Source organism: Nonomuraea sp. NPDC049152 (genome assembly GCF_040648355.1).
In the GTDB taxonomy this organism is placed as follows: Bacteria; Actinomycetota; Actinomycetes; order Streptosporangiales; family Streptosporangiaceae; genus Nonomuraea.
Map to the genome: position 1 here is coordinate 197,666 of NZ_JBEZDO010000005.1, position 19,119 is coordinate 216,784.

Annotated in this window: 16 protein-coding genes; 6 read left to right on the plus strand and 10 right to left on the minus strand. The window is 70.7% G+C overall.

All coding sequences use genetic code 11. From position 1 onward, the window contains the following. Positions 1-51 precede the first annotated feature (51 nt). Positions 52-765 carry a hypothetical protein gene (locus AB0B45_RS12180; protein WP_358128862.1) on the plus strand — a complete coding sequence of 238 codons (714 nt, stop codon included), beginning with the start codon at positions 52-54 and terminating at the stop codon, positions 763-765. 340 nt (positions 766-1,105) lie between these two features. Here the strand turns inward: AB0B45_RS12180 and AB0B45_RS12185 are convergent, their stop codons facing one another. Beyond that, positions 1,106-4,024, minus strand: a complete 2,919-nt coding sequence (locus AB0B45_RS12185) for a serine/threonine-protein kinase (protein ID WP_358128864.1) — start codon at positions 4,022-4,024, stop codon at positions 1,106-1,108. A 191-nt stretch (positions 4,025-4,215) separates the two neighbouring features. Between AB0B45_RS12185 and AB0B45_RS12190 the strand changes: the two genes are divergently transcribed. Further along, positions 4,216-4,875 carry a hypothetical protein gene (locus AB0B45_RS12190; RefSeq protein WP_358128866.1) on the plus strand — a complete coding sequence of 220 codons (660 nt, stop codon included), beginning with the start codon at positions 4,216-4,218 and terminating at the stop codon, positions 4,873-4,875. Positions 4,876-5,260: 385 nt separating this feature from the next. On the opposite strand, the gene AB0B45_RS12195 is transcribed toward AB0B45_RS12190, so the two are convergent. Further along, positions 5,261-5,866: a response regulator transcription factor gene (locus tag AB0B45_RS12195; protein ID WP_358128868.1), complete on the minus strand. Its 606-nt coding sequence runs from the start codon at positions 5,864-5,866 to the stop codon at positions 5,261-5,263. Beyond that, entirely contained in the window at positions 5,863-6,948 is a 1,086-nt protein-coding gene (locus AB0B45_RS12200; RefSeq protein ID WP_358128872.1) for a GAF domain-containing sensor histidine kinase, read from the minus strand. The genes AB0B45_RS12195 and AB0B45_RS12200 overlap by 4 nt, the downstream gene beginning before the upstream one ends. Positions 6,949-7,071: 123 nt before the next feature. On the opposite strand from AB0B45_RS12200, the gene AB0B45_RS12205 reads away from it, so the two are divergent. From AB0B45_RS12205 to AB0B45_RS12215, 3 genes are all read left to right on the plus strand, one after another. After that, complete coding sequence (locus tag AB0B45_RS12205; RefSeq protein ID WP_358128874.1) at positions 7,072-7,728, plus strand: SDR family NAD(P)-dependent oxidoreductase; 657 nt, start codon at positions 7,072-7,074, stop codon at positions 7,726-7,728. Between the two features lie 110 nt (positions 7,729-7,838). Next, entirely contained in the window at positions 7,839-8,837 is a 999-nt protein-coding gene (locus AB0B45_RS12210) for an S-adenosylmethionine:tRNA ribosyltransferase-isomerase (RefSeq protein WP_358128877.1), read from the plus strand. Between the two features lie 113 nt (positions 8,838-8,950). Next, positions 8,951-9,499, plus strand: a complete 549-nt coding sequence (locus AB0B45_RS12215; RefSeq protein WP_358128880.1) for a hypothetical protein — start codon at positions 8,951-8,953, stop codon at positions 9,497-9,499. A 66-nt stretch (positions 9,500-9,565) separates the two neighbouring features. Here AB0B45_RS12215 and AB0B45_RS12220 read toward each other — a convergent pair whose 3' ends face one another. Both AB0B45_RS12220 and AB0B45_RS12225 read right to left on the minus strand, forming a co-directional pair. After that, positions 9,566-10,447 carry a lysophospholipid acyltransferase family protein gene (locus AB0B45_RS12220; protein WP_358128883.1) on the minus strand — a complete coding sequence of 294 codons (882 nt, stop codon included), beginning with the start codon at positions 10,445-10,447 and terminating at the stop codon, positions 9,566-9,568. Next, positions 10,444-11,127 carry a GNAT family N-acyltransferase gene (locus AB0B45_RS12225; RefSeq protein WP_358128886.1) on the minus strand — a complete coding sequence of 228 codons (684 nt, stop codon included), beginning with the start codon at positions 11,125-11,127 and terminating at the stop codon, positions 10,444-10,446. Before AB0B45_RS12225 ends, AB0B45_RS12220 begins: the two co-directional genes overlap by 4 nt. Before the next feature lie 104 nt (positions 11,128-11,231). Here AB0B45_RS12225 and serB point away from each other — a divergent pair, with 104 nt between their 5' ends. Further along, a complete protein-coding gene (gene serB, locus AB0B45_RS12230) occupies positions 11,232-12,446 on the plus strand; it encodes a phosphoserine phosphatase SerB (RefSeq protein WP_358128889.1) in 1,215 nt (404 codons plus the stop codon). Positions 12,447-12,479: 33 nt separating this feature from the next. Here the strand turns inward: serB and AB0B45_RS12235 are convergent, their stop codons facing one another. From AB0B45_RS12235 to AB0B45_RS12255, 5 genes are all read right to left on the minus strand, one after another. Further along, positions 12,480-14,513, minus strand: coding sequence for an FUSC family protein (locus AB0B45_RS12235; protein ID WP_358128892.1), 2,034 nt, complete (start codon positions 14,511-14,513; stop codon positions 12,480-12,482). A gap of 13 nt (positions 14,514-14,526) precedes the next feature. Continuing rightward, positions 14,527-14,994: a histidine phosphatase family protein gene (locus tag AB0B45_RS12240; protein ID WP_358128894.1), complete on the minus strand. Its 468-nt coding sequence runs from the start codon at positions 14,992-14,994 to the stop codon at positions 14,527-14,529. Positions 14,995-15,397: 403 nt separating this feature from the next. Then, a complete protein-coding gene (locus AB0B45_RS12245) occupies positions 15,398-17,713 on the minus strand; it encodes a sodium-translocating pyrophosphatase (RefSeq protein WP_358128897.1) in 2,316 nt (771 codons plus the stop codon). A gap of 538 nt (positions 17,714-18,251) precedes the next feature. After that, a complete protein-coding gene (locus AB0B45_RS12250; RefSeq protein WP_358128899.1) occupies positions 18,252-18,680 on the minus strand; it encodes an ATP-binding protein in 429 nt (142 codons plus the stop codon). Between the two features lie 2 nt (positions 18,681-18,682). Beyond that, complete coding sequence (locus AB0B45_RS12255; RefSeq protein WP_183652283.1) at positions 18,683-19,033, minus strand: STAS domain-containing protein; 351 nt, start codon at positions 19,031-19,033, stop codon at positions 18,683-18,685. Positions 19,034-19,119: the final 86 nt, after the last annotated feature.

Genomic DNA, 19,119 nt, shown 5'->3' on the forward strand with positions numbered 1-19,119 from the left:
ATGGAACGCTCGGGACAAACCTATTGCAGGGCGAGCGCATATCGTGGACCGGTGCGCCCTCAAACGCCTATCTCATCGCCGCTCGTCGCGTGGGGCAACGCGTGGCTGACCGGACACGTCGGCCTCGACGAGGCCGCCGACCAGGTGGAGAAGCTGTCAGGACCCGTCGTGGTCGACTCACTGCCGCTGCGCGGATATCTGGCCGAGCTTCGAGTCAACGGTCTCACCGAACTCCGTCTCGCGCTGCCCGCTCCCGGTGATCCGCTGGGACTGTCGGGGCCACCGGCCTTCAACGCGGCCGCAGTGGAGGCGGGAGAGGCGGCGATAGCCGTACTGAGGGATCGGGTCATCGGGCTCGTACCCGCGCAGGACCTGCGCGGGTCGTCCTACGTGGGGGTGCGGCTCGCCGTCCACGAGTCGGGTCCGCCGCGCGCCGACCTGCCGTCGCTCGCGGAGGCCGAACGGGAGCTGACCGGCGCGATGCTGGAGGCCACCGAGGCGCTGGCGGACGTGCAGGGGCCGCTCCAGGGACATCCAGGACAGCTGCGGGCCGGGGGCGAGCTGGCGCCCGGGTACCCGGCGCGCGCCCACCGGGTGTCGGCGCTGGCCGCCCGCCTGTCGGCGGCGCTGCGGATGGCCGACGACCGCGGGCTGACGTCCGCGCAGATCGCCACCCGAGCGGTGGCGCTCCGCTCACTCGACGCGGCCATCCGCCGCGCGCTCATCTCCGCCCACCACGCCGTCTTCGAGCCCCCGCACGTATAGGGTTTCCTGTACGGCAAGCACCCGCGTTCATTGGCTTCCTGTACGGCAAGCACCCGACAGCCCACCCAGGTCACCGGCTGACGTCCGTCCAGGGAGACGCTCCTCCAGCCCACGTGGCGAGCCGCCGTCACGCCGCACCACCCCACGGATTCCCCGGCCCGCGTCTTCCCGAGGCCGCACATTCCCTACGGATTCCCGAGCCGCCCACCCCTCCGAAGAACCGCCGCCCTCACGCTCCTGAGAGCCGGCACCCTCACCCTCCGGCACCCTCCGAAGGACCTGCGCTTTCACCCTTCGGCAGGCTCTCTTGGGTCCCTCAGAGGGGAGCCGTCATCCCGGGTCAGGGGCTTCCGGGGGTTGGGGTGGGCGAGGGGGTGCCGAAGCGCCAGATCTTGATGCGTTTGTCCTTGCCCGCCGACACCACCGCCGGAGCGCCCTCCACCGTGGCGACCGCCACCGAGTACACCCCGCCCCCGTGCGCCTTCACCGAGCCGCCCAGCGCCTGCCGGCTCGCGGGGTCCCACAGGCGGATCGTCCCGTCCGTGCTCCCCGACGCCAGCACCGCCTTCCCGTCCACGGACCCGAACGACAGCGAGTACACGTTGCTCGAGTGCCCCGACATGGGCTTGCCGATCGAGCGCCCGGTCTTCGGGTCCCAGAGGCGGATCTTCTCGTCCTTGCCGCCCGATGCCACCACGGCCTTGCCGTCCACCTGGCCGACCGCGACGGAGAACACGGCCTTGCTGTGGCCCTTGTACGTCTTGCCGTACGCCTTGCGCTTGGCCAGGTCCCACACCCGCAGGCTCTTGTCCTCGCTCGCCGAGACGACCACGGGACGGTCGCCGACCCGGCCGACGCTCAGCCAGTTGACGTCCCTCTTGTGCGCTTTGACCGAGCCGATCTGCTTGCGCTTCTTCACGTCCCAGAACCGCAGCATGCCGTCGCCGTCGCCGGTGACCGCGATGTACTTGCCGCCCACCTTGCCCACCGCGACCGCGAACACCGCGATCGGGTGCCTGCCGAGGACGGTGCCCTTGCGGGTCTTGAGGTTCCACAGGCGGACGGTGTGGTCGTAGCCGCCGGTCACGGCCATCGGTGTGGAGCCGACGGTCACGCAGGCGACCGCGTAGATGTCGTTGTCGTGGCCGCGCAGCTTGGCGACGGTGGTGCGCTTCACGGGGTCCCAGACGCGCAGCAGGCCGTCCTGCCCGCCCGACACGAACCGCAGGCCATCGCCGATCTTGATCGCCGACAGCGACTGGACGGCCTCGCTGTGGCCGGACAGCGACTTGCCGTCCTGCTTGCCGAGAACGGGCAACGCCTGGGGAACCCCGGTCGTCACGCCAGTCGGGGTGGGGCTCGGCGGAGCGGACCCCGTCACCGAGACCGACGGGGTCGCCGACGGGGAGAGCGAGGGAGAGGCCGATGGCGAGACCGAGGGTGAGGGCTGCGCCGTGATGGTCCCGTTGGCGAGCGGGGTCGGCGACGGCTCCACCGGGCCCTCGAACGCGCGCGGCACGAAGAGCAGCACGCCCGCCGCCAGCGCGAGCGCCAGGACCAGTGTGCCGCCGACCATCATCGCTCTGCGGCGGCGCGACGTGTCCTCCGCGTGCTTCTCCTCGGGCCTGGTCTCCCTGAAGAACGCGTCGTTGTCGTTGTCGCGTGCGGACGCCGTCCCCGGCGCTCCAGCGCGCTTCGAGCCCGCGTCGGGCGACCCGGGGTCGGAGCGACCACCGCTCCCGTGCGGCGGCATGCCTCCGGGATCCTGCCCCGGGTACGGCATGCCCGGTCGCGATGAACCGGAATGCGGCGAACCCTGCTGCGACGGGCCCTGCTGCTGAAGCCCACGCTGCGGCGAACCCTGCTGCTGAAGCCCCTGCTGCGGGCCGCCCTGCTGCGGAGGCCCTTGGCGAGACGGCCCCTGAGGCGGAGCGCTTTGGGGAGAGCCCTGGTAGGGGCCGTGGTGTGGTGGGTCCTGTCGGGGCGGGCCTTGGTGGGATGGGCCTTGGTGGGATGGGCCCTGATGAGGCGGGCCCTGATGAGGCGGGCCCTGATGAGGCGGGCCCTGATGAGGCGGGCCGGGCTGGGGCGGGCCGGGCTGGGGCGGCACGTAAGCCTGCGGCGGCGGCCCGTACGGCGAGGCGGGCGGCTGCGGCGGAACGTAGGGCGTGCCCGAGGGGTTGGCCCACCCGCCGGGGTAGGAGTCCGACGGATTCACCCAGCCACCGGGGCTCGACTGCGCAGGGGTCGAGCCCGACGGGCCGGCCGAGCCCTGGCCGAACTCGCCGGGGTTTGGCGGGGTTGGGGCGGCCCAGCGGTTGGGGGCGGGGTCCTGCGGCCTCATCCACCCGTCCGGGAGGGAGTCGAACAGTCCCTGAGGTGTCGCCTCCTCTGCCGCAACCTGCGACCCCGTGGTCATCGCCACCTCGGCGTCTCGCTCGGCCGTCGCCCCCTGGTTCTCCAGCAGCGAGAACAGCGCCTCGGCCGCCGAAGGCCGTTCGTCCGCCCGCTTGCTCAGACACGCCTGCACCAGCGGCCGCAGGCTGTCGGGGAACGCCGACAGGTCCGGCTCGTCGTTCATCACGCGGTAGATGACCGCGGGCAGGCTGTCCTGGCCGAACGCGGGCGCGCCGGTGGCCGCGTACGTCATCGTCAGAGCCCAGCTGAACAGGTCGCTCGCCGGCCCGACCCGCTCGCCCGAGATCTGCTCGGGGGACATGTATGCGGGCGTGCCCACGACGCCGCTGCTGAGCGTCATCGACGAGTCGAGCGCTCTAGCGATGCCGAAGTCGATCACTCGTGGGCCGTCGGGGCCCAGCAGCACGTTGCTCGGCTTGAAGTCACGGTGCACGATTCCTGCGCGGTGGATGGCCGCGAGCGCGGTGACCGTACCCACGGCGAGGCGGTAAAGGGCGCCGCCGGAACGCGGGCCGTCCATCTGCACCACGCGCTGGAGAGAGACGCCCTCGACCAGCTCGCTGACGATGTACGGCAGCTCGCCGTCCATGTTCGCGCCGAGCACCTGCGCGGTGCAGAACTGGGCCACCCGCCTGGCGGCGGCGACCTCGCGCATGAAGCGTTCGGCGTCGATGCCTGGGGCGTCGAGCCTGGTGTTGAGAAGCTTGATCGCGACCAGTTCGCCGTCAGGGCCCTCGGCCTTGTAGACGATCCCCTGCGCGCCCTTGCCCAGCCGCCCGAGCAACCGGTATTGACCCAGCTCAGCCGGGTCTCCTGGCTGTAACGGGTGCTTGTCAGGCACCTGAGGCCCTCCCCTGTGCGATTCCCCCCAGTCGCAAGAGTGACCGGCTCGCTGCACGGCGTGCAAGCAACGTCATATCACGATAGATCATCACTCTTTGCGAAATCTTTGCCGGGGGCAATAATCGCCTAGACAATGGGGGATTTCCAGTTCCGTTAGGGGGGAGCTGCACGATGCGCCGAGCAGTCGGCATGTTCTTAGGGCTTGGCCTGATCGCACCACTGGCCCCACTGGCCGCGGCGGCGCCTGCGGCGGCGGCGGTCGCGCCCTTGGCCGGCCCTGTGGTGGCGACGGCCGAGAAGGACCCGTTCTCCAAGTTCAGCGTGAGCGTCTCGTACAACAAGGCGACCAAGCGCGGCGGCAAGATCACGTACTACATCAAGGCCAAGAACCTCGGGCCCTACGACGCCGACTACTTCGGCATCGGCGGCTTCCTGCCCAAGGGCGTCGTGCCGACGCTGAAGTGGGGCGGGCCGAAGGGCACCAAGTGCATCTGGCAGGGTCAGGTCTTCCTGTGCATGCCGCGGTACCAGGTGCCGGTGGGCGGCTCGACCTGGCTCAACTTCCAGCTGACGCTGAAGAAGGACAGCAAGGGGTCGGCCAACGCCAAGCTCGGCGTCGTCGCCTACGACCTGCCGACGGGCGCGGAGGACATCGACCAGGAGGAACTTGCCCGGATGGGCCTCAAGGGCCACCTGTACATGAAGAACACCAGGACGAAGATCGTCTGGCCGCAGAAGAAGCGGCGCACGGGTACCGGGACCTACACGCCTCCCCCGCCGCCTCCGCCGCCGAAGTGGAACCCGCCGTCTCCGACGCGGGTGGAGCGGAACGAGAAGAAGGACACCTGACGCCTTTCGGGGGCTTCGTGCGGTTGTGAAACCCAGTCGAAGGCCCCCGACGGCACCGGCCCCCGGACGCGCGCACGTGTCCGGGGGCTCAGGTTTTCCCGGGGACACATCGCCTGGGCGACGTTCCCGGAAGGCCGCCGGACTTCGAGGCCCGAGGGTCAGGCACCGCCGAACTGACGGCCCCCCAGAGGAGCGCCGGACTACGAAGGGCGGGCGCGGGGTCAGCCGCGACCGAACTGGACGGCCTCCAGAGGAGCGCCGGACTTCGACAGGGCGGACGCGGGGTCAGGCACCGCCGTACTGGACGGCTCCCAGGGGGTGCTGGGCTTCGAGGGACAGGGACCCGGCGCGTTCGGTCGGGTGATGGGGGTTCCGAGGGGGTGGGTCAGGCCAGGCCGTGGCGGACGGCGTAGAGGGCGGCTTGGGTGCGGTCCTGGACGCCGAGCTTCATCAGCACGTTCGACACGTGGGTCTTGACCGTCTTCTCCGCCACCGTCAGGTCCCGAGCGATCTCCTTGTTCGATCGTCCGGCCGCGATCAGGCGGAGCACCTCCCGCTCCCGCTCAGTCAGCGGCACCGGTGAGGCCTCGGCCGACATCATCGCCGCGGCCGCCTCGGGAGCCAGCAGCACCTGCCCACCGTGCACCGCCCGCACCGCCTGGACGAGCGCGTTCGGGTCGACGTCCTTGTAGAGGAACCCCGACGCCCCCGCCCGCATCGCCGGTCCCACGTCGGACCGATCGCTCACCGAGGTCAGCACGAGGATCCTGGTCGCGGAGCCGCCGAGCCGTTCGAGCGTGCCGAGGCCGTCGAGCACCGGCATCTTGAGGTCCAGCAGCAGCACGTCGGGACGGAGCGTCTCCACCAGCGAGACCGCCTCCTCGCCGTCTCCCGCCTCGCCGACGACCATGATGTCGTCCTGCAGGTCGAGGAAGGTGCGCAGGCCCTGCCGTACGACCGGATGATCGTCAGCGATCAGCACCTGGATCACACGCCCACCTCCATGCGGACCGTCGTGCCCTGGCCCGGCACGGACGTCACGGCCACCTTGCCGCCGACGGATTCGGCGCGGTCGCCCATCGACACCAGTCCGAGCCCACGCAGTTGCCCGGAGTCGTCGAACCCTACGCCCTCGTCGCGCACCAGGAGCGCCAGCTTGCCTGAGGCGTGCGTGAGCCGTACCTCGACCCGTTCGGACCCGGAGTGGCGCAGCGCGTTGTGGAGCGCCTCCTGGGCCACGCGCAGGACGGCCACCTCGACCTCGGCGGGCACGGGAGGCAGCTCGTCGCCCTCGAAGGTCACCTGGCACGGCTGGAGCCGGTCGAGCAGCCGCACATGCTTGCGCAGCGTCTCGGCGAGGCCGTGCCTGTCGAGCTCGGCAGGGCGCAGCTCGACGATGACGGCGCGCAACTCGGCCAGCGCCTCTCCGGCCAGGCGCTGGACGCGGTCGAGCTCGACGGCGGCGCGGGTCGGATCGACGGGCAGCAGGGCGTTGGCGGCCTGCGCGGTCAGCCGGAGCGAGAACAGCTTCTGGGTGACCGCGTCGTGCAGTTCGCGGGCCATCCTGTTGCGTTCCTCGAGCATGGCGAGCTCGCGTCCCCGCTCGTAGAGGCGGGCGTTGGTCAGCGCGAGCGCGGCGTGCGCCGCGAACATCGTCAGCAGCTTCTCGTCGTCCTCGGTGAACCCGCCTGGCACCTTCTTGTTGGCCAGGAAGATGATGCCGAGCACGTCGTCGCCGTCGAGGATCGGCACGCCGAGGAAGTCGCGCATGACGGGGTGGGCCTTGGGCCAGTACTCGAACCTGGGGTCCTTCGTCAGGTCGGGCAGGCGGACGGGGACCCCGTCCCGCAGCATCGCGCCGAGCATGCCATGCTGGCGGGGCAGCGGCCCGATGGCGTCCCACTGCTTGTCGGTGATCCCCTCGGCCACGAACTCGGCGAAGGAGCCGTCCTCGTCGGGCACGCCGAGCGCCGCGTATCTGGCGTTGAGCAGTTGCTGCGCCGAACGGACGATGACCTGCAGGACCTCGCGCACCGACAGGTGGCGGGTGACGGCCAGGACGGCCGAACTCACCGCTCGCAAGATGTCGGATTCCGGGCTCACGGCCTCAGCCTACGGTCCTAGGTCGAAGTGCTCAGCACGGGCTCGGCCGCGCGCCCGATGTCGGGGAAGGGCGCGCTTCCTACCGTCGTTCGTATGACGAACACCGCACTCATCACCGGCGCTTCCCGCGGGCTCGGACTCGCGCTCGCTCGATCGCTGGCGGCCGCCGGATGGCGGCTCGTCCTGACCGCCAGGGGCGCCGACGAGCTGGAGAAGGCCGCCGCTGAGCTGGGCGCGACGGCCATCGCGGGCGACGTGGCCGACCCGGCGCACCGGGCGAGGCTCGCGCAGGCCGTACCCGAGCTCGATCTTCTGGTCAACAACGCCAGCGGCCTCGGCGTCACCCCGCTGCCCCGCCTGGCCGACTACCCGCTCGACGCCTTCGACGCCCTGCTGACGACCAACGTGGTCGCGCCGCTCGGGCTGACGCAGGCGACGCTGCCGGCGCTGCGCCGCCGCCGCGGATCCGTGGTCAACCTCTCCTCCGACGCCGCCACCGGCGCCTACGAGGGATGGGGCGGGTACGGCGCGACGAAGGCCGCCCTCGACCAGCTCTCGAACGTGCTGGCCGCGGAGGAGCCCGATGTGGCGGTCTGGTGGGTGGACCCGGGCGAGATGAACACCCGCATGCTCGCCGACGCCGTGGGCGCCGAGGAGGCCGCGAACGCCGTCGACCCCGCCGCCGTCGCCGCCACCCTGCACGACCTGATCAAGAGCCGTCCCGCCAGCGGCCGGGTGAGCCTCTCATGAGTGTCAACCCCGACCCAGAGCGCAGGAGCCACAAAAGCCCACGAGGAGCGAAGCGGCGATGAGCCCGAGCGCAGGAGCCGCAGGAGCCAACGAGGAGCGAAGGGGCGATCATGAGCACTGACTTCGCGCTTCCCGAGGCGTTGTCCGCGCACGAGCCGCCCGAGGCGAGGGGGGTGGCGCGCGACGCCGTACGGCTGCTGGTGTCCGATGCGGAGGGCGACTCCCACCACACGTTCGCGGATCTGCCTTCCCTCCTGGCGCCCGGCGACCTGGTGGTGGTCAACAACTCCGCCACCCTGCCCGCCGCCGTCAGGCTCGACCGGCTGGCCGTGCACTTCTCCACCGCGCGCGAGGACGGCACCTGGCTGGTGGAGCTGCGCCGTCCGTCCTTCGAGCCCTACGCGGGCGGCGAGCCGGGCGAGTGGCTGCCGCTGCCCGGTGGCGCGACGCTGCGGCTCATCGCGCGGGAGACGCCCCGCCTCTGGCGCGCTTCACTGGACCGCCACGTGGAGAGCTACCTCATGTCGTACGGCATGCCGATCCGCTACTCCTACGTCGACAAGGACTGGCCACTCGCCGACTACCAGACGGTGTTCGCCACGGTGCCGGGCAGCGCGGAGATGCCGAGCGCCGGACGGCCGTTCACGACCTCGCTGGTGACCGAGCTGGTCGCGCGCGGCGTCCGGATCGCGCCCATCACCCTGCACACCGGCGTCGCCTCCGTGGAGAAGGACGAGCCTCCCTACGCCGAGCGCTTCGCCGTGTCCGAGTCGACCGCGCGCCTGGTGAACCTGACGCGTTCGGAAGGCGGCAGGGTCATCGCCTCCGGGACCACGGTCGTGCGCGCCCTGGAGGGCGCGGTGAGCCGCGACGGGCTGGTGCACGCGGTCTCCGGGTGGACCGACCACATCGTCACACCGGCGAAGGGCGTCACGTCGGTCACCGGGCTCATCACCGGCCTGCACGAGCCGCGTTCGACCCATCTCATGATGCTGACGGCGATCGCGGGAGAGGAGACGTTGGCACGTTCCTACGCGACCGCCCTGCAAGAGGGCTACCTGTGGCATGAATTCGGCGATTCGCACCTGATTCTTTCGAATAAAAGGTAGATCTTTCCTGGCCAAACGTGGTAAAAATCTGCGGTCTTAACGGGGGCTCACAAACCTGGGCATCCTCGTCCTCTTCCTCATCGGAGACGTGAATGCGCCGCATCGCTTCTTTCATGCTCGCTGCCCCGGTGGCGGGCGCCCTTGTCTTCAGCGCCACGCCTGTTTCGGCCGCTCCCACGGCGCCCGTCGCCGCCGTCGCGGCCGCGAAGTCGGCCGCCGACCCGTTCTCCGTCTTCGACGTCAAGCTCACCGCGACCAAGAAGGCGAAGGCGGGCGGCAAGATCCGCTACACGATCACCGCCGTCAACACCGGCCCGCACGAGGCGACCGCGGGCACCTGGTTCGTGGGCGGCCTGTTCCCCAAGGGCGTCGACCTGCGCAAGGTCAGCTACCGGACCAGCGTCGACGACACGGCCTGCGAGCTGATCAAGCGTGAGCTGTTCTGCGTTCTTCCCGCCACGGTGAAGAAGGGCCAGTCGATCGCCATGGTCTTCGACGCGCGGCTGACGAAGAAGGCCTCGGGATCGCAGAAGGCCGTTCTCGGCGTCGTCTCCTACAACGTCGAGACCGGCATGGAGAACCTCAGCAAGGAGGAGCTCGACCGCCTCGGCGTTCCCGGGTTCGGTTACGTCAAGCGCGCCACGACCAAGGTCGTTCGCTGACGCTTGAGCCGACGCCCGCTCCCGCTTGTCGGGAGCGGGCGTTCTCGTGTCCACGAGTCCCGTGGCTCAGGTGAGGGCCGGAGCGGGGGCGGGGGCGGGGGTGTGGCGGGGCATGGGCAGGCGGCCCGTGGCGGAGGCGACGGCGGCCTCGGCCAGGCCCGCGAGCTCCCTCCTGTCCGTGGCGCTCACCGGCGGCAGGATGGTGACCTCGACGACGAGCTTCCGTACCGCGATCACCCGCAGCAGGGACGCGGCCAGCGTGTCGTCCCCGACGTACGCGGGAGCGGTGGTCCTGGGCCCTCCGGCCTCCCTGTAGGCGATGGCGAGCGGGGTGACGCTCACGCCCGCGTCCACCGCCGCCTGGAAGACCGCGGGCCTGAACGTCCCGCTTCCCCTGCCGCACCAGGTCGTCCCCTCGGGGAAGGCGGCGACCGTCTCACCCGACCGAAGCGTGTCGGCGATCCTGGCCACCGCGCCCGGCAGTTCGAGCAGCGAGTCGCGGGCGATGGGCAGCGCGCCCGACCCCGTCGCCAGGCCGCCGACCACCGGCCACGTCGACACCTCGCTCTTGGCCACCAGCCTGCACGGCAGCGCGGCGGCGACCACCAACGGGTCGAGCCACGAGATGTGGTTGGCCACGACCAGGCGTGCCGCCTGAGCCTCCTCCGGCTGCGCCTCTTCGGGGGACGGCACGGCGCCCGCGAAGAACGCGAACCCCTGACGCACCTCGACCTTGACGCCCAGCGCCCTGAGCAGCGCGCGCGACCACGCCGGCGTCACGCGCCGGCGTGCCGTACCTCTGACCAGGCGGGCGAGCGGCACGCCTACCAGCACCACCAGGACGGCCGCTAGCCCGCGCAACACCTTGCGCAGCACGCCCGCGGCCCGCATGGGGACATCCACGCACCTGGTCGTCGTGCAGGGCGACGTGGGGAACCACGGGCTCATGAGGACCCCTGGAGGAAGTGCCGCAGGTAGCGCTGGTCCACCCGGTCCATCGACAGCAACACGAGGAAGTCCGCGCACCCGAACGCCGCGTCGTAGGCGGGTTCGCCGCAGATCCACGCGCCGAGCCTGAGGTAGCCGCGCAGCAGCGGCGGCATCACGAACGTCGACGAGCCCTCGCCGAGGTCCGACCACGGCAGCAGCGGCTTGACCCGGTACTCCTCAGGAGCCAGCGGCGCCCTGTCCATGATGGCGGCGGCGTCCTCCAGCGGCACCGAACAGCAGCCGACGAGCCAGCCGTACCCGCCTTCGGTCATGTAGCGGGCGATGCCCGCCCACATCAGCCCGATGACCGCGCCCGCGCGATGATCGGGGTGCACGCAGGAACGTCCGACCTCGACCAGGTCGTCCCGCAGATGAGACAGGGCCGCCAGATCGAACTCGGTGTCGGAGTAGAGGCGGTCCTTCCGCTTCGGAGGCAGCAGCCGGTAGGTGCCGACCACCTCGTCGCCGTCGCGGACGAGCAGGTGGTCGCAGTAGGTGTCGAAGGGGTCGGAGTCCAACCCCGTGACGGGCGAGTCGAGCCGCGCGCCGAGCTCCTCGGCGAACACGCGATAACGCAGGCGCTGGGCGGCCTGGAGATCGGCGGGCGTGCGGGCCAGTCCCACGGTGTAGCGGTGCATGTACCTATGAAGGCAGCCGATGATGGCCACACGCCCAAGGTCAGCCGTCCGAATGGTGAACCTCGATGCCAAGCATGGTGGCGGTGCCAGTAGCGTGGCCTGATGTGGACCAGCGCACGCTCCTGATCACTCTCACCGGGCCCGACCGGCCTGGTGTCACCTCGAGGCTCTTCTCGGTTCTCGCGGGCTTTCCCGTGACCGTGGCCGACATCGAGCAGGTCGTCATCCGCGGCCGCCTCACCCTCGGCGTCCTCGTCGCCTACGCCGGAGGCCCCTCGACGGGCACGGGCGGCACGATCGGCGCCCTGTGGACGGCCGTCGAGCGGGTGGCCGAGGACCTCGGCATGGAGATCGACCTCGCCACCGGCTCCACGACCAAGGAGAAGCGCCGCCGCGGCCGCCTGTCGGTGAGCGTGCTCGGCGCGGCTCTGCCGCCCGCCGCCATCGGCGGCATCGCGGGACGCATCGCCGCCGCCGGCGCGAACATCGACCGCATCGAACGCCTCGCCCAGTGGCCGGTCACCTGCATCGAGCTGTCGGTCTCCGGGGCCGACCCCGACGCCCTGCGGGTGGAGTTGGCCGCCGAGGCCGCCGCCCAGCGGGTGGACGTGGCCGTGCAGCGCACAGGACTGTCCCGCAGGGCCAAGCGCCTGATCGTCATGGACGTCGACTCCACGCTCATCCAGGGCGAGGTCATCGAGCTGCTCGCCGCCCACGCGGGCTGCCTCGAGGAGGTCGCGAAGGTGACCGAGCAGGCGATGCACGGCGACCTCGACTTCGCCGAGTCGCTGCGCCGCAGGGTCAAGCTGCTCGAAGGCCTGCCGGAGGAGACCTTCGGCAAGGTTCGCGACGAGCTCGTGCTCACCCCCGGAGCGCGGACGCTGGTGCGGACGCTGAAGCGCCTCGACTACAAGTTCGCCATCGTCAGCGGCGGCTTCACACAGATCACCGACGCGCTGGTGAGCGACCTCGGCATCGACTACTCGGCGGCCAACACGCTGGAGGTCGTCGACGGCAAGCTGACCGGCAAGGTGGTCGGCGAGATCGTCGACCGTCCAGGCAAGGCGCGCGCCCTGGAGCGGTTCGCCCGCGAGGCGATGGTGCCGATCAGCCAGACCGTCGCCATCGGCGACGGCGCCAACGACCTCGACATGATCGCCGCCGCCGGTCTCGGAGTGGCCTTCAACGCCAAGCCCGTCGTACGGCAGGCCGCCGACACCGCGGTCAACACGCCCTACCTCGACTCGATCCTCTACCTGCTCGGCATCTCCCGCGACGAGATCGAGGCCGCCGACGCCGAGGACCAGGCCGCAGGCTGACCCCCGGGCGGATCTCGGGGGCCGACCCGCCGGTCACCCTGTGACGTCGACGGTCAGGCGCAGCGCGTCGGCCGTCAGCGTCCGGAGGGCGGGATGCGCCGTGGCCGCGTGACGCAGCTGCCGCTTGACCGCCGTGTCGTCGGTGGCGGACGCCTCCTCGATGAGCGTTTCCACCCGGTCGGCCATCTCGGCGAGGCTGGCGTCCAGCTCGTCGGTCTCCGGCGGCGGCTCCTCGTGCCGTACGGCATGCGCCACCGCCTCCATCCTGTCGGCCACGGCGTCGAGTACCGCGACGGTCGCGTCCGTCCCGTCGGGGGCACCCTTCATGACGGCCGCGAGCAGGATCGCGTCGTCGCGCAGCCTGCGGGCGTCGGTCACGGCCTGCCGCAGCCGTTCGGGTGCCCTGCCGCCCGGTTCCTTGTCCACCTTGTCGAGCGACTCGTCCAGCCGTTCTCCCGCCTGGCCCGCCGCCTCCGTGTGCTCGGGCAGCTCGTTCCAGCCGTTCCCGGCCAACGTCCGCACCATGCTCGCGTGCTCCTTCAGCAGGTCGACCACCCGGTCCCTGAGCTTGCGCCGCTCGCCCCTCGGCCACAGCAGCCTGGCCGCCAGCAGCGCGAGCACGCCGCCGCCGATCGTGAGCAGTACCCTGGCCCCCGCCACGCCCCAGTCGAGCCTGAGGAAGAAGTCGCTCAGCATGAGCGCGAGCGGCGTGGCGAACACCGACCAGTAGGCGTAGCTGACCTCGCGCAGCGCGAACCCCACCGTCGCGAACGCCCACACGACCACCACCAGCGTCGCGTGCCCGGGGACCGCGGCCAGCAGCAGCGCGGCCATCGTGGAGCCGATCATCGTGCCCACCACCCGCAGCGCCACTCTTTCGATGGTGTCGCCGTAGCTGGGGCGCAGCGCCAGCAGCACCGTGAACACCAGCCACCTGCCGTGCTGCTCGTGCAGGCCGGCCACCAGCGCCATCGAGATCGCGACCGCGATCCCCGATCTGGTCGCGTACGCGGCGGCTTCGGCGCTGAGCGGGGGCAGCTGCCAGGTGAGGTGCGGCAGCGTCGTCGGCGCCCGCACGCCCTCGGTGGCCTGCGCCGACACGGCCCTTACCGCCACGCCGACGCGGTCCATACACCTGCGGACCTGGCCGAGGATCGCCCGCTGGACGGGCGTCAGCTGATCGCGCACGGCCGCCACCCGCTCGGCGAAACATGCCACCGCCGCCAGCGCCGCCTTGCTGTCCGGCCTGCCACCCGGGTGAGCGGCCACCCGGAGTGCCTTCGAGAACGCGGAGACCACCTCGTCCAGCTCGGGCGGCATCGCCTCCGCCTTCACCGCCTGGGCGCGCAACGACCGCAGGGCGACGCTCTCGTGGAAGATCCTGGTCAGCGACGACACGACCGCGTGGGGCGAGCGGTCGCTGTCCTCCGGGCTGTGGAAGGCGGCCGAGGCGGTCTCCGCCTCCCGCAGTGCGCCCGACGCTCGCTGGCGGAGCGCCGCCCACTCCTCCCCCTGCTCGTCGAACCCGTCCAGCAGGTCGGCCATCGCCGTACTCGCCGTCGCCAGCGCCTGCTTCAGCGGGTCGAGCCTGCGCGCCGGCCACAGCGCCAGGGCCAGCGCGCAGTACAGGATCCCGCCGAGCCCCATCATCAGCGGAGGGCCCACACCAGGGGGCAGGCCGCCGTAGAAGCCGCTCACCACCGCCAGCACCGGCGGCAGCCCGATCGCCTTCCACTGCGCGCCCGCCGCCGCGACCAGGCCCACGCCCAGCACGGCGGCCCACGGGTTCAGCGCCAGGAAGGAGCCGAGCCAGAAGCCCACCACCAGCAACGGCACCGTGCGGGACAGGGTCTTGGCCCGTTCTCCGTACGGCAGGCCGTACGTGTCGCCGAAAGCGGTGAAATAGGCGCCGAGCGCGACGACCGCACCGTCGCGCGGCCGCCCTGACAGCGCGCCGACCGCCAGCGGAAGCGCCACGGCCACGCCGCACAGCAGGCCGTACCGCCAAGGGGGCTTCGCAGGCAGCGACAGGAACCCGTCGCGCAGCGCGGCGATCGCCCCCCGCATCCGAGCCCCCGGTTCAGTGCTCCTTGGGATCCCAGTGCGTGACCAGGCGTCCCTCCCCTGGCCAGAGCTCTACCCACGGGGAGTCGACCTCGACCACGGCGAACGCGCCAGGCTTGAACGTGAAATCCCCGCTGGTCAGGCTGATCGCCATCTCGTGCACGGCAGGGTTGTGCCCGCACAGGACCAGCGTCTCGACATCGGGGTCCAGACGACGGATCAGCTCGTAGAGGTCGTCGGGGTAGGCCTCGTAGATGTCCCGCTCGAAGCTGGTCTCGACCGTGGGGAAGGCCAGCTCGGCCGTCCTGCTGGTACGGCGGGCCGGCGAGCACAGGACCAGCTCCGGAGCCAGGCCGAGCGCCTTGACCGCCTTGCCCACCCTGACGGCGTCGCTCTCACCCCTGTCGGTGAGAGGACGCTCACGATCGACCAGCCCTGGCACCTGGGCGGCTTTGGCGTGCCGCAGCACGATCAGCGTGCGCACGCGCTCAGCCTCCGCTCGACGCCCACACGGCCAGACCGGCGATGACCGCGAGGATCGCCAGCATGGCGAGCAGGATGATCACCAGCGTCTTCGCGCCGGAGTTGGCAGGCTCTCCCATGCCTCCCAGTCTTCCACCTGGCAGCGCCGCCCCGGTAAACGCCCTTCCCCACCGCACACCCGGATACCGGCCTCTTCTCCGGCCCCGTCTGCCCCCGGTGCCGGCAGAGCCCGACAGCCCCTCCCACCGCACAGCCGCCCTCCACAAGACCCCCACCCCCGAGCGACCAGCCTGGCCGTGCACGCGAGATGCGGGCCAGGCGTGTTCGGGTGCGAGACGGGGAGCGGGTCCGGACACGCGTACGGCCCGCGCCAACGGAAAGCGCGGGCCGTACGGGAAAACGGATCAGGAGCTGACGGCCTGCGCCGCCCTGTCGCTGCTCTCCGCGGGCGCGACGCTCACCGAGCGACGCTTGGAGATGATGATCGCCACCACCACGACGATCACGGCCACCGCGGTGATGCCCACCCGAAGGGCGACGTTGTCCGCGTAGACCACCACGGCGGGTGCGATCAGCAGCGCCACCAGGTTCATCACCTTGATCAGCGGGTTGATCGCAGGACCTGCCGTGTCCTTGAACGGGTCGCCGACGGTGTCGCCGATGACGGTCGCCGCGTGCGCCTCGGAGCCCTTGCCGCCGTGGTGCCCGTCCTCGACCAGCTTCTTGGCGTTGTCCCACGCGCCACCGGAGTTGGCGAGGAAGACCGCCATCAGCGTGCCGCACGCGATCGCGCCCGCCAGGAAGGCGCCCAGCGGCGCGTATCCGAGGGCGAAGCCGACCGCGATCGGGGTCAGCACGGCGAGCAGACCTGGCGTGGCCAGCTCGCGCAGCGAGTCGCGGGTGCAGATGTCGACGACGCGGCCGTACTCGGGCTTCACGGTGCCGTCCATGATGCCCGGGTTGTTGCGGAACTGGTCGCGCACCTCGAACACCACGCGCATCGCCGCCCTGCCGACGGCCATGATCGCCAGGCCGGCGAACAGGAACACGACCGCGGCGCCGATGATCAGACCGACGAGGACGTTCGGCTGGTCGATGCCGAGGCTGAAGTTCTGGAACGCCCCGAGCGCAGCCTTCACCGTGGTGCTGGCCACCGCCAGCTCGGATTCGACGGCGGTGCGGAACGCGCCGAACAGCGCGGTCGCCGCCAGCACGGCCGTGGCGATCGCGATGCCCTTGGTGATCGCCTTGGTGGTGTTGCCGACCGCGTCGAGGCTGGTCAGGACGCGCGCGCCCTCGCCGTCGACGTCGCCGGACATCTCGGCGATGCCCTGCGCGTTGTCGGAGACGGGGCCGAAGGTGTCCATGGAGACGATGACGCCGACCGTGGTCAGCAGGCCCGTGCCCGCCAGGGCGACCGCGAACAGCGCGATCGTCACGTTCCCGAAGCCAAGCAGGAACGCGCCGTAGACCGCGCCGCCGATGATCAGTGCCGAGTAGACCGCCGACTCGAGGCCGACGCTGATGCCCGACAGGATGACGGTGGCGGCGCCGGTGAGCGAGCTCTCGCCGATCTCCTTCACCGGGCGCCTGTTGGTCTCGGTGAAGTAGCCGGTGAGGATCTGGATGGCGCTGGCCAGCACGAGGCCGATCAGCACCGCGCCGATCGCGATGATCCGCGGGTTGGCGCTGGATTCGACGGTCGCGCCGGACAGCTCGCTGAAGGTGGCCGGCAGGTACCAGTACGCCGCGGCCGCCACCAGCACCGCGGAGATCGCGGCGGAGATGAAGAAGCTGCGGTTGATGGCCGCCATGCCGTTGCGGTCCTTGTCGCGCAGGCCGGTGACGAAGATGCCGATGATGGCGGTGACGACACCGATCATCGGGACGATGAGCGGGAAGATCAGACCCTGCTCGCCGAAGGCGACCTTGCCCAGGATGAGGCTGGCCACCAGCATGACCGCGTAGGACTCGAACAGGTCGGCCGCCATGCCCGCGCAGTCGCCGACGTTGTCGCCCACGTTGTCGGCGATCGTCGCCGCGTTGCGCGGGTCGTCCTCGGGGATTCCCTGCTCGACCTTGCCGACCAGGTCGGCGCCGACGTCGGCGGCCTTGGTGAAGATGCCGCCGCCGACTCGCATGAACATCGCCAGCAGCGCCGCGCCGAAGCCGAAGCCCTCGAGCACGCCAGGCGCGTCACCCTGGTAGAGCAGGACGACGACCGCCGCGCCCAGCAGGCCCAGGCCGACGGTGAACATGCCCGCCACGCCGCCGGTGCGGAAGGCGATGCGCATCGCCTTCTTCTCACCCGACGTGCGGGCGGCAGCGGCGACACGGACATTTCCGCGTACGGCAAGCCACATGCCCATGAAACCGGTCAACGCGGAGAAGCCCGCGCCGACCACGAAGAAGACGGAACGCCCGATCTTGACGTCGGTCGCTCCGGGAAGGAACCAGAGCACGATCGGGATCAGGATCACGAAGATCGCGAGGGTCCTGAACTGACGGGTCAGATATGCCGCCGCGCCCTCCTGCACGGCGCGCGCGATGTTCTGCATGCGTTCGGTGCCCTGGTCGGCGGCCAGGACCTCGCGCACGAGGCCGCCGGCCACGGCTAGCGCGATCAGGGCCACTGCGGCGACCACGACGACGATGGTGAGATTGTTTCCGCTCAGGGACAGCGCTGAGGCTGGCTCGGCGGCCAGATAGAGGCTAGACATCCGTTCTCCTCGGCAAGACGGGTACGTCCTGCCCGGACGGCGCTGTGATATGCGGCGGGCGGTATCAGCGGCGTCCGGGTTATGGGCTGCCGCTTCCGGTTGAGTCCCGCTGTTGTGCCGGATCACCTTGGCCGGTGCCGGGAGTCTACGCAGGGGTTCCGCGGATATGAAGGCTCTCGGGGTCGCCAATTATCGGCGCGTCCACTAAGTCCCTGACAGTGAGCCGATTTGGTATTGACACGGAGGTATGTCCGGTTGGTTACGGCTGCCACCGGTCACCAATTATGGTCGGACCGGAACGTCGTCACCTGGCGCGTCACGATGCCCGGCCCCGTGCGCTGGAGTGGCGTCTCCCTGGAGGGACGCCGGCCCCGGTCGGCGGGTGGGGCCAGACCGGCTTGCCGTACGGGAGGAGGGTCCGCGCATGGAAGAACGGCGGGGCGCCCATCACGGCGGCCCTCGCCGAACATCTACTCGACCTGCGACACCCGCCCCCGCGCGCAGCGGAGCGACCCCCTCTGCGGGCGCGGACGGGCGGCTACACCAGGCGCGCGTTGGTGGGGGCGGGCCAGCTCATGCGAATACGCATGCCCTTGGGGCTGGGAAACACCTCGACGTCGTCGGCCAGGCCCGCGATCACCGCGATACCGAAGCCGGACATGAAGGAATCGGACAGCGCCCCGAGGTCAAGGGGCTGCTCCTGCTTGATCTCGTCACTCGGAGCCTGGTCGCTGACCGTGACCTCGAAGCGCCCCGAGTCATCCTTGAGCTCGATGCGGATCGGCTCCCCCGGGCAGTGGGCGCGATGCGCCTCCACGGCCCGGGAGCAAGCCTCTCCGACGGCGAGCCTGACCTCGTCAAGGAGCGACTCCTCCACACCGGTGCGACGGGCGATCGCCGTGGCGACCAACCGCGCGGTTCGCACGTGCGCGGGGAGAGCGCTGAACGTCAGCTCGACGGTAGCCATGACTACTTGTCTCGGCCGTGAGCTTCCTTGGCCTCGTCGACCGAAGCGTAGATGCCGAAGACCTTGGTCAGGCCCGTGATCCTGAAGATCTTCAGGATGCGCTCCTGCGTGCAAACCAGCTCGAGAGAGCCGTCGTGCGCCCGAACCCGCTTGAGCCCGCCGACCAGGACGCCCAGTCCCGTCGAGTCCAGGAAGTCGACCTTCTCCATGTTCACGAGAAGGTGGTAGCTCCCCTTGTTCACCAGGTCGATCAGAAGCTCACGCAGCCTGGGCGCGGTGTAGACATCGATCTCACCCTCGACCTCAACGATGGTGAGTCGATCGTCCTGGTGGTGATCCAACTTCAGATCCACAGATCCTCCAGCGCCTCGCCTGCGAAAGTACCCTTGCGGGCCTGGCAGTGTGGAACTGCCCGACCCCGACGCGCGGCATTCAACCA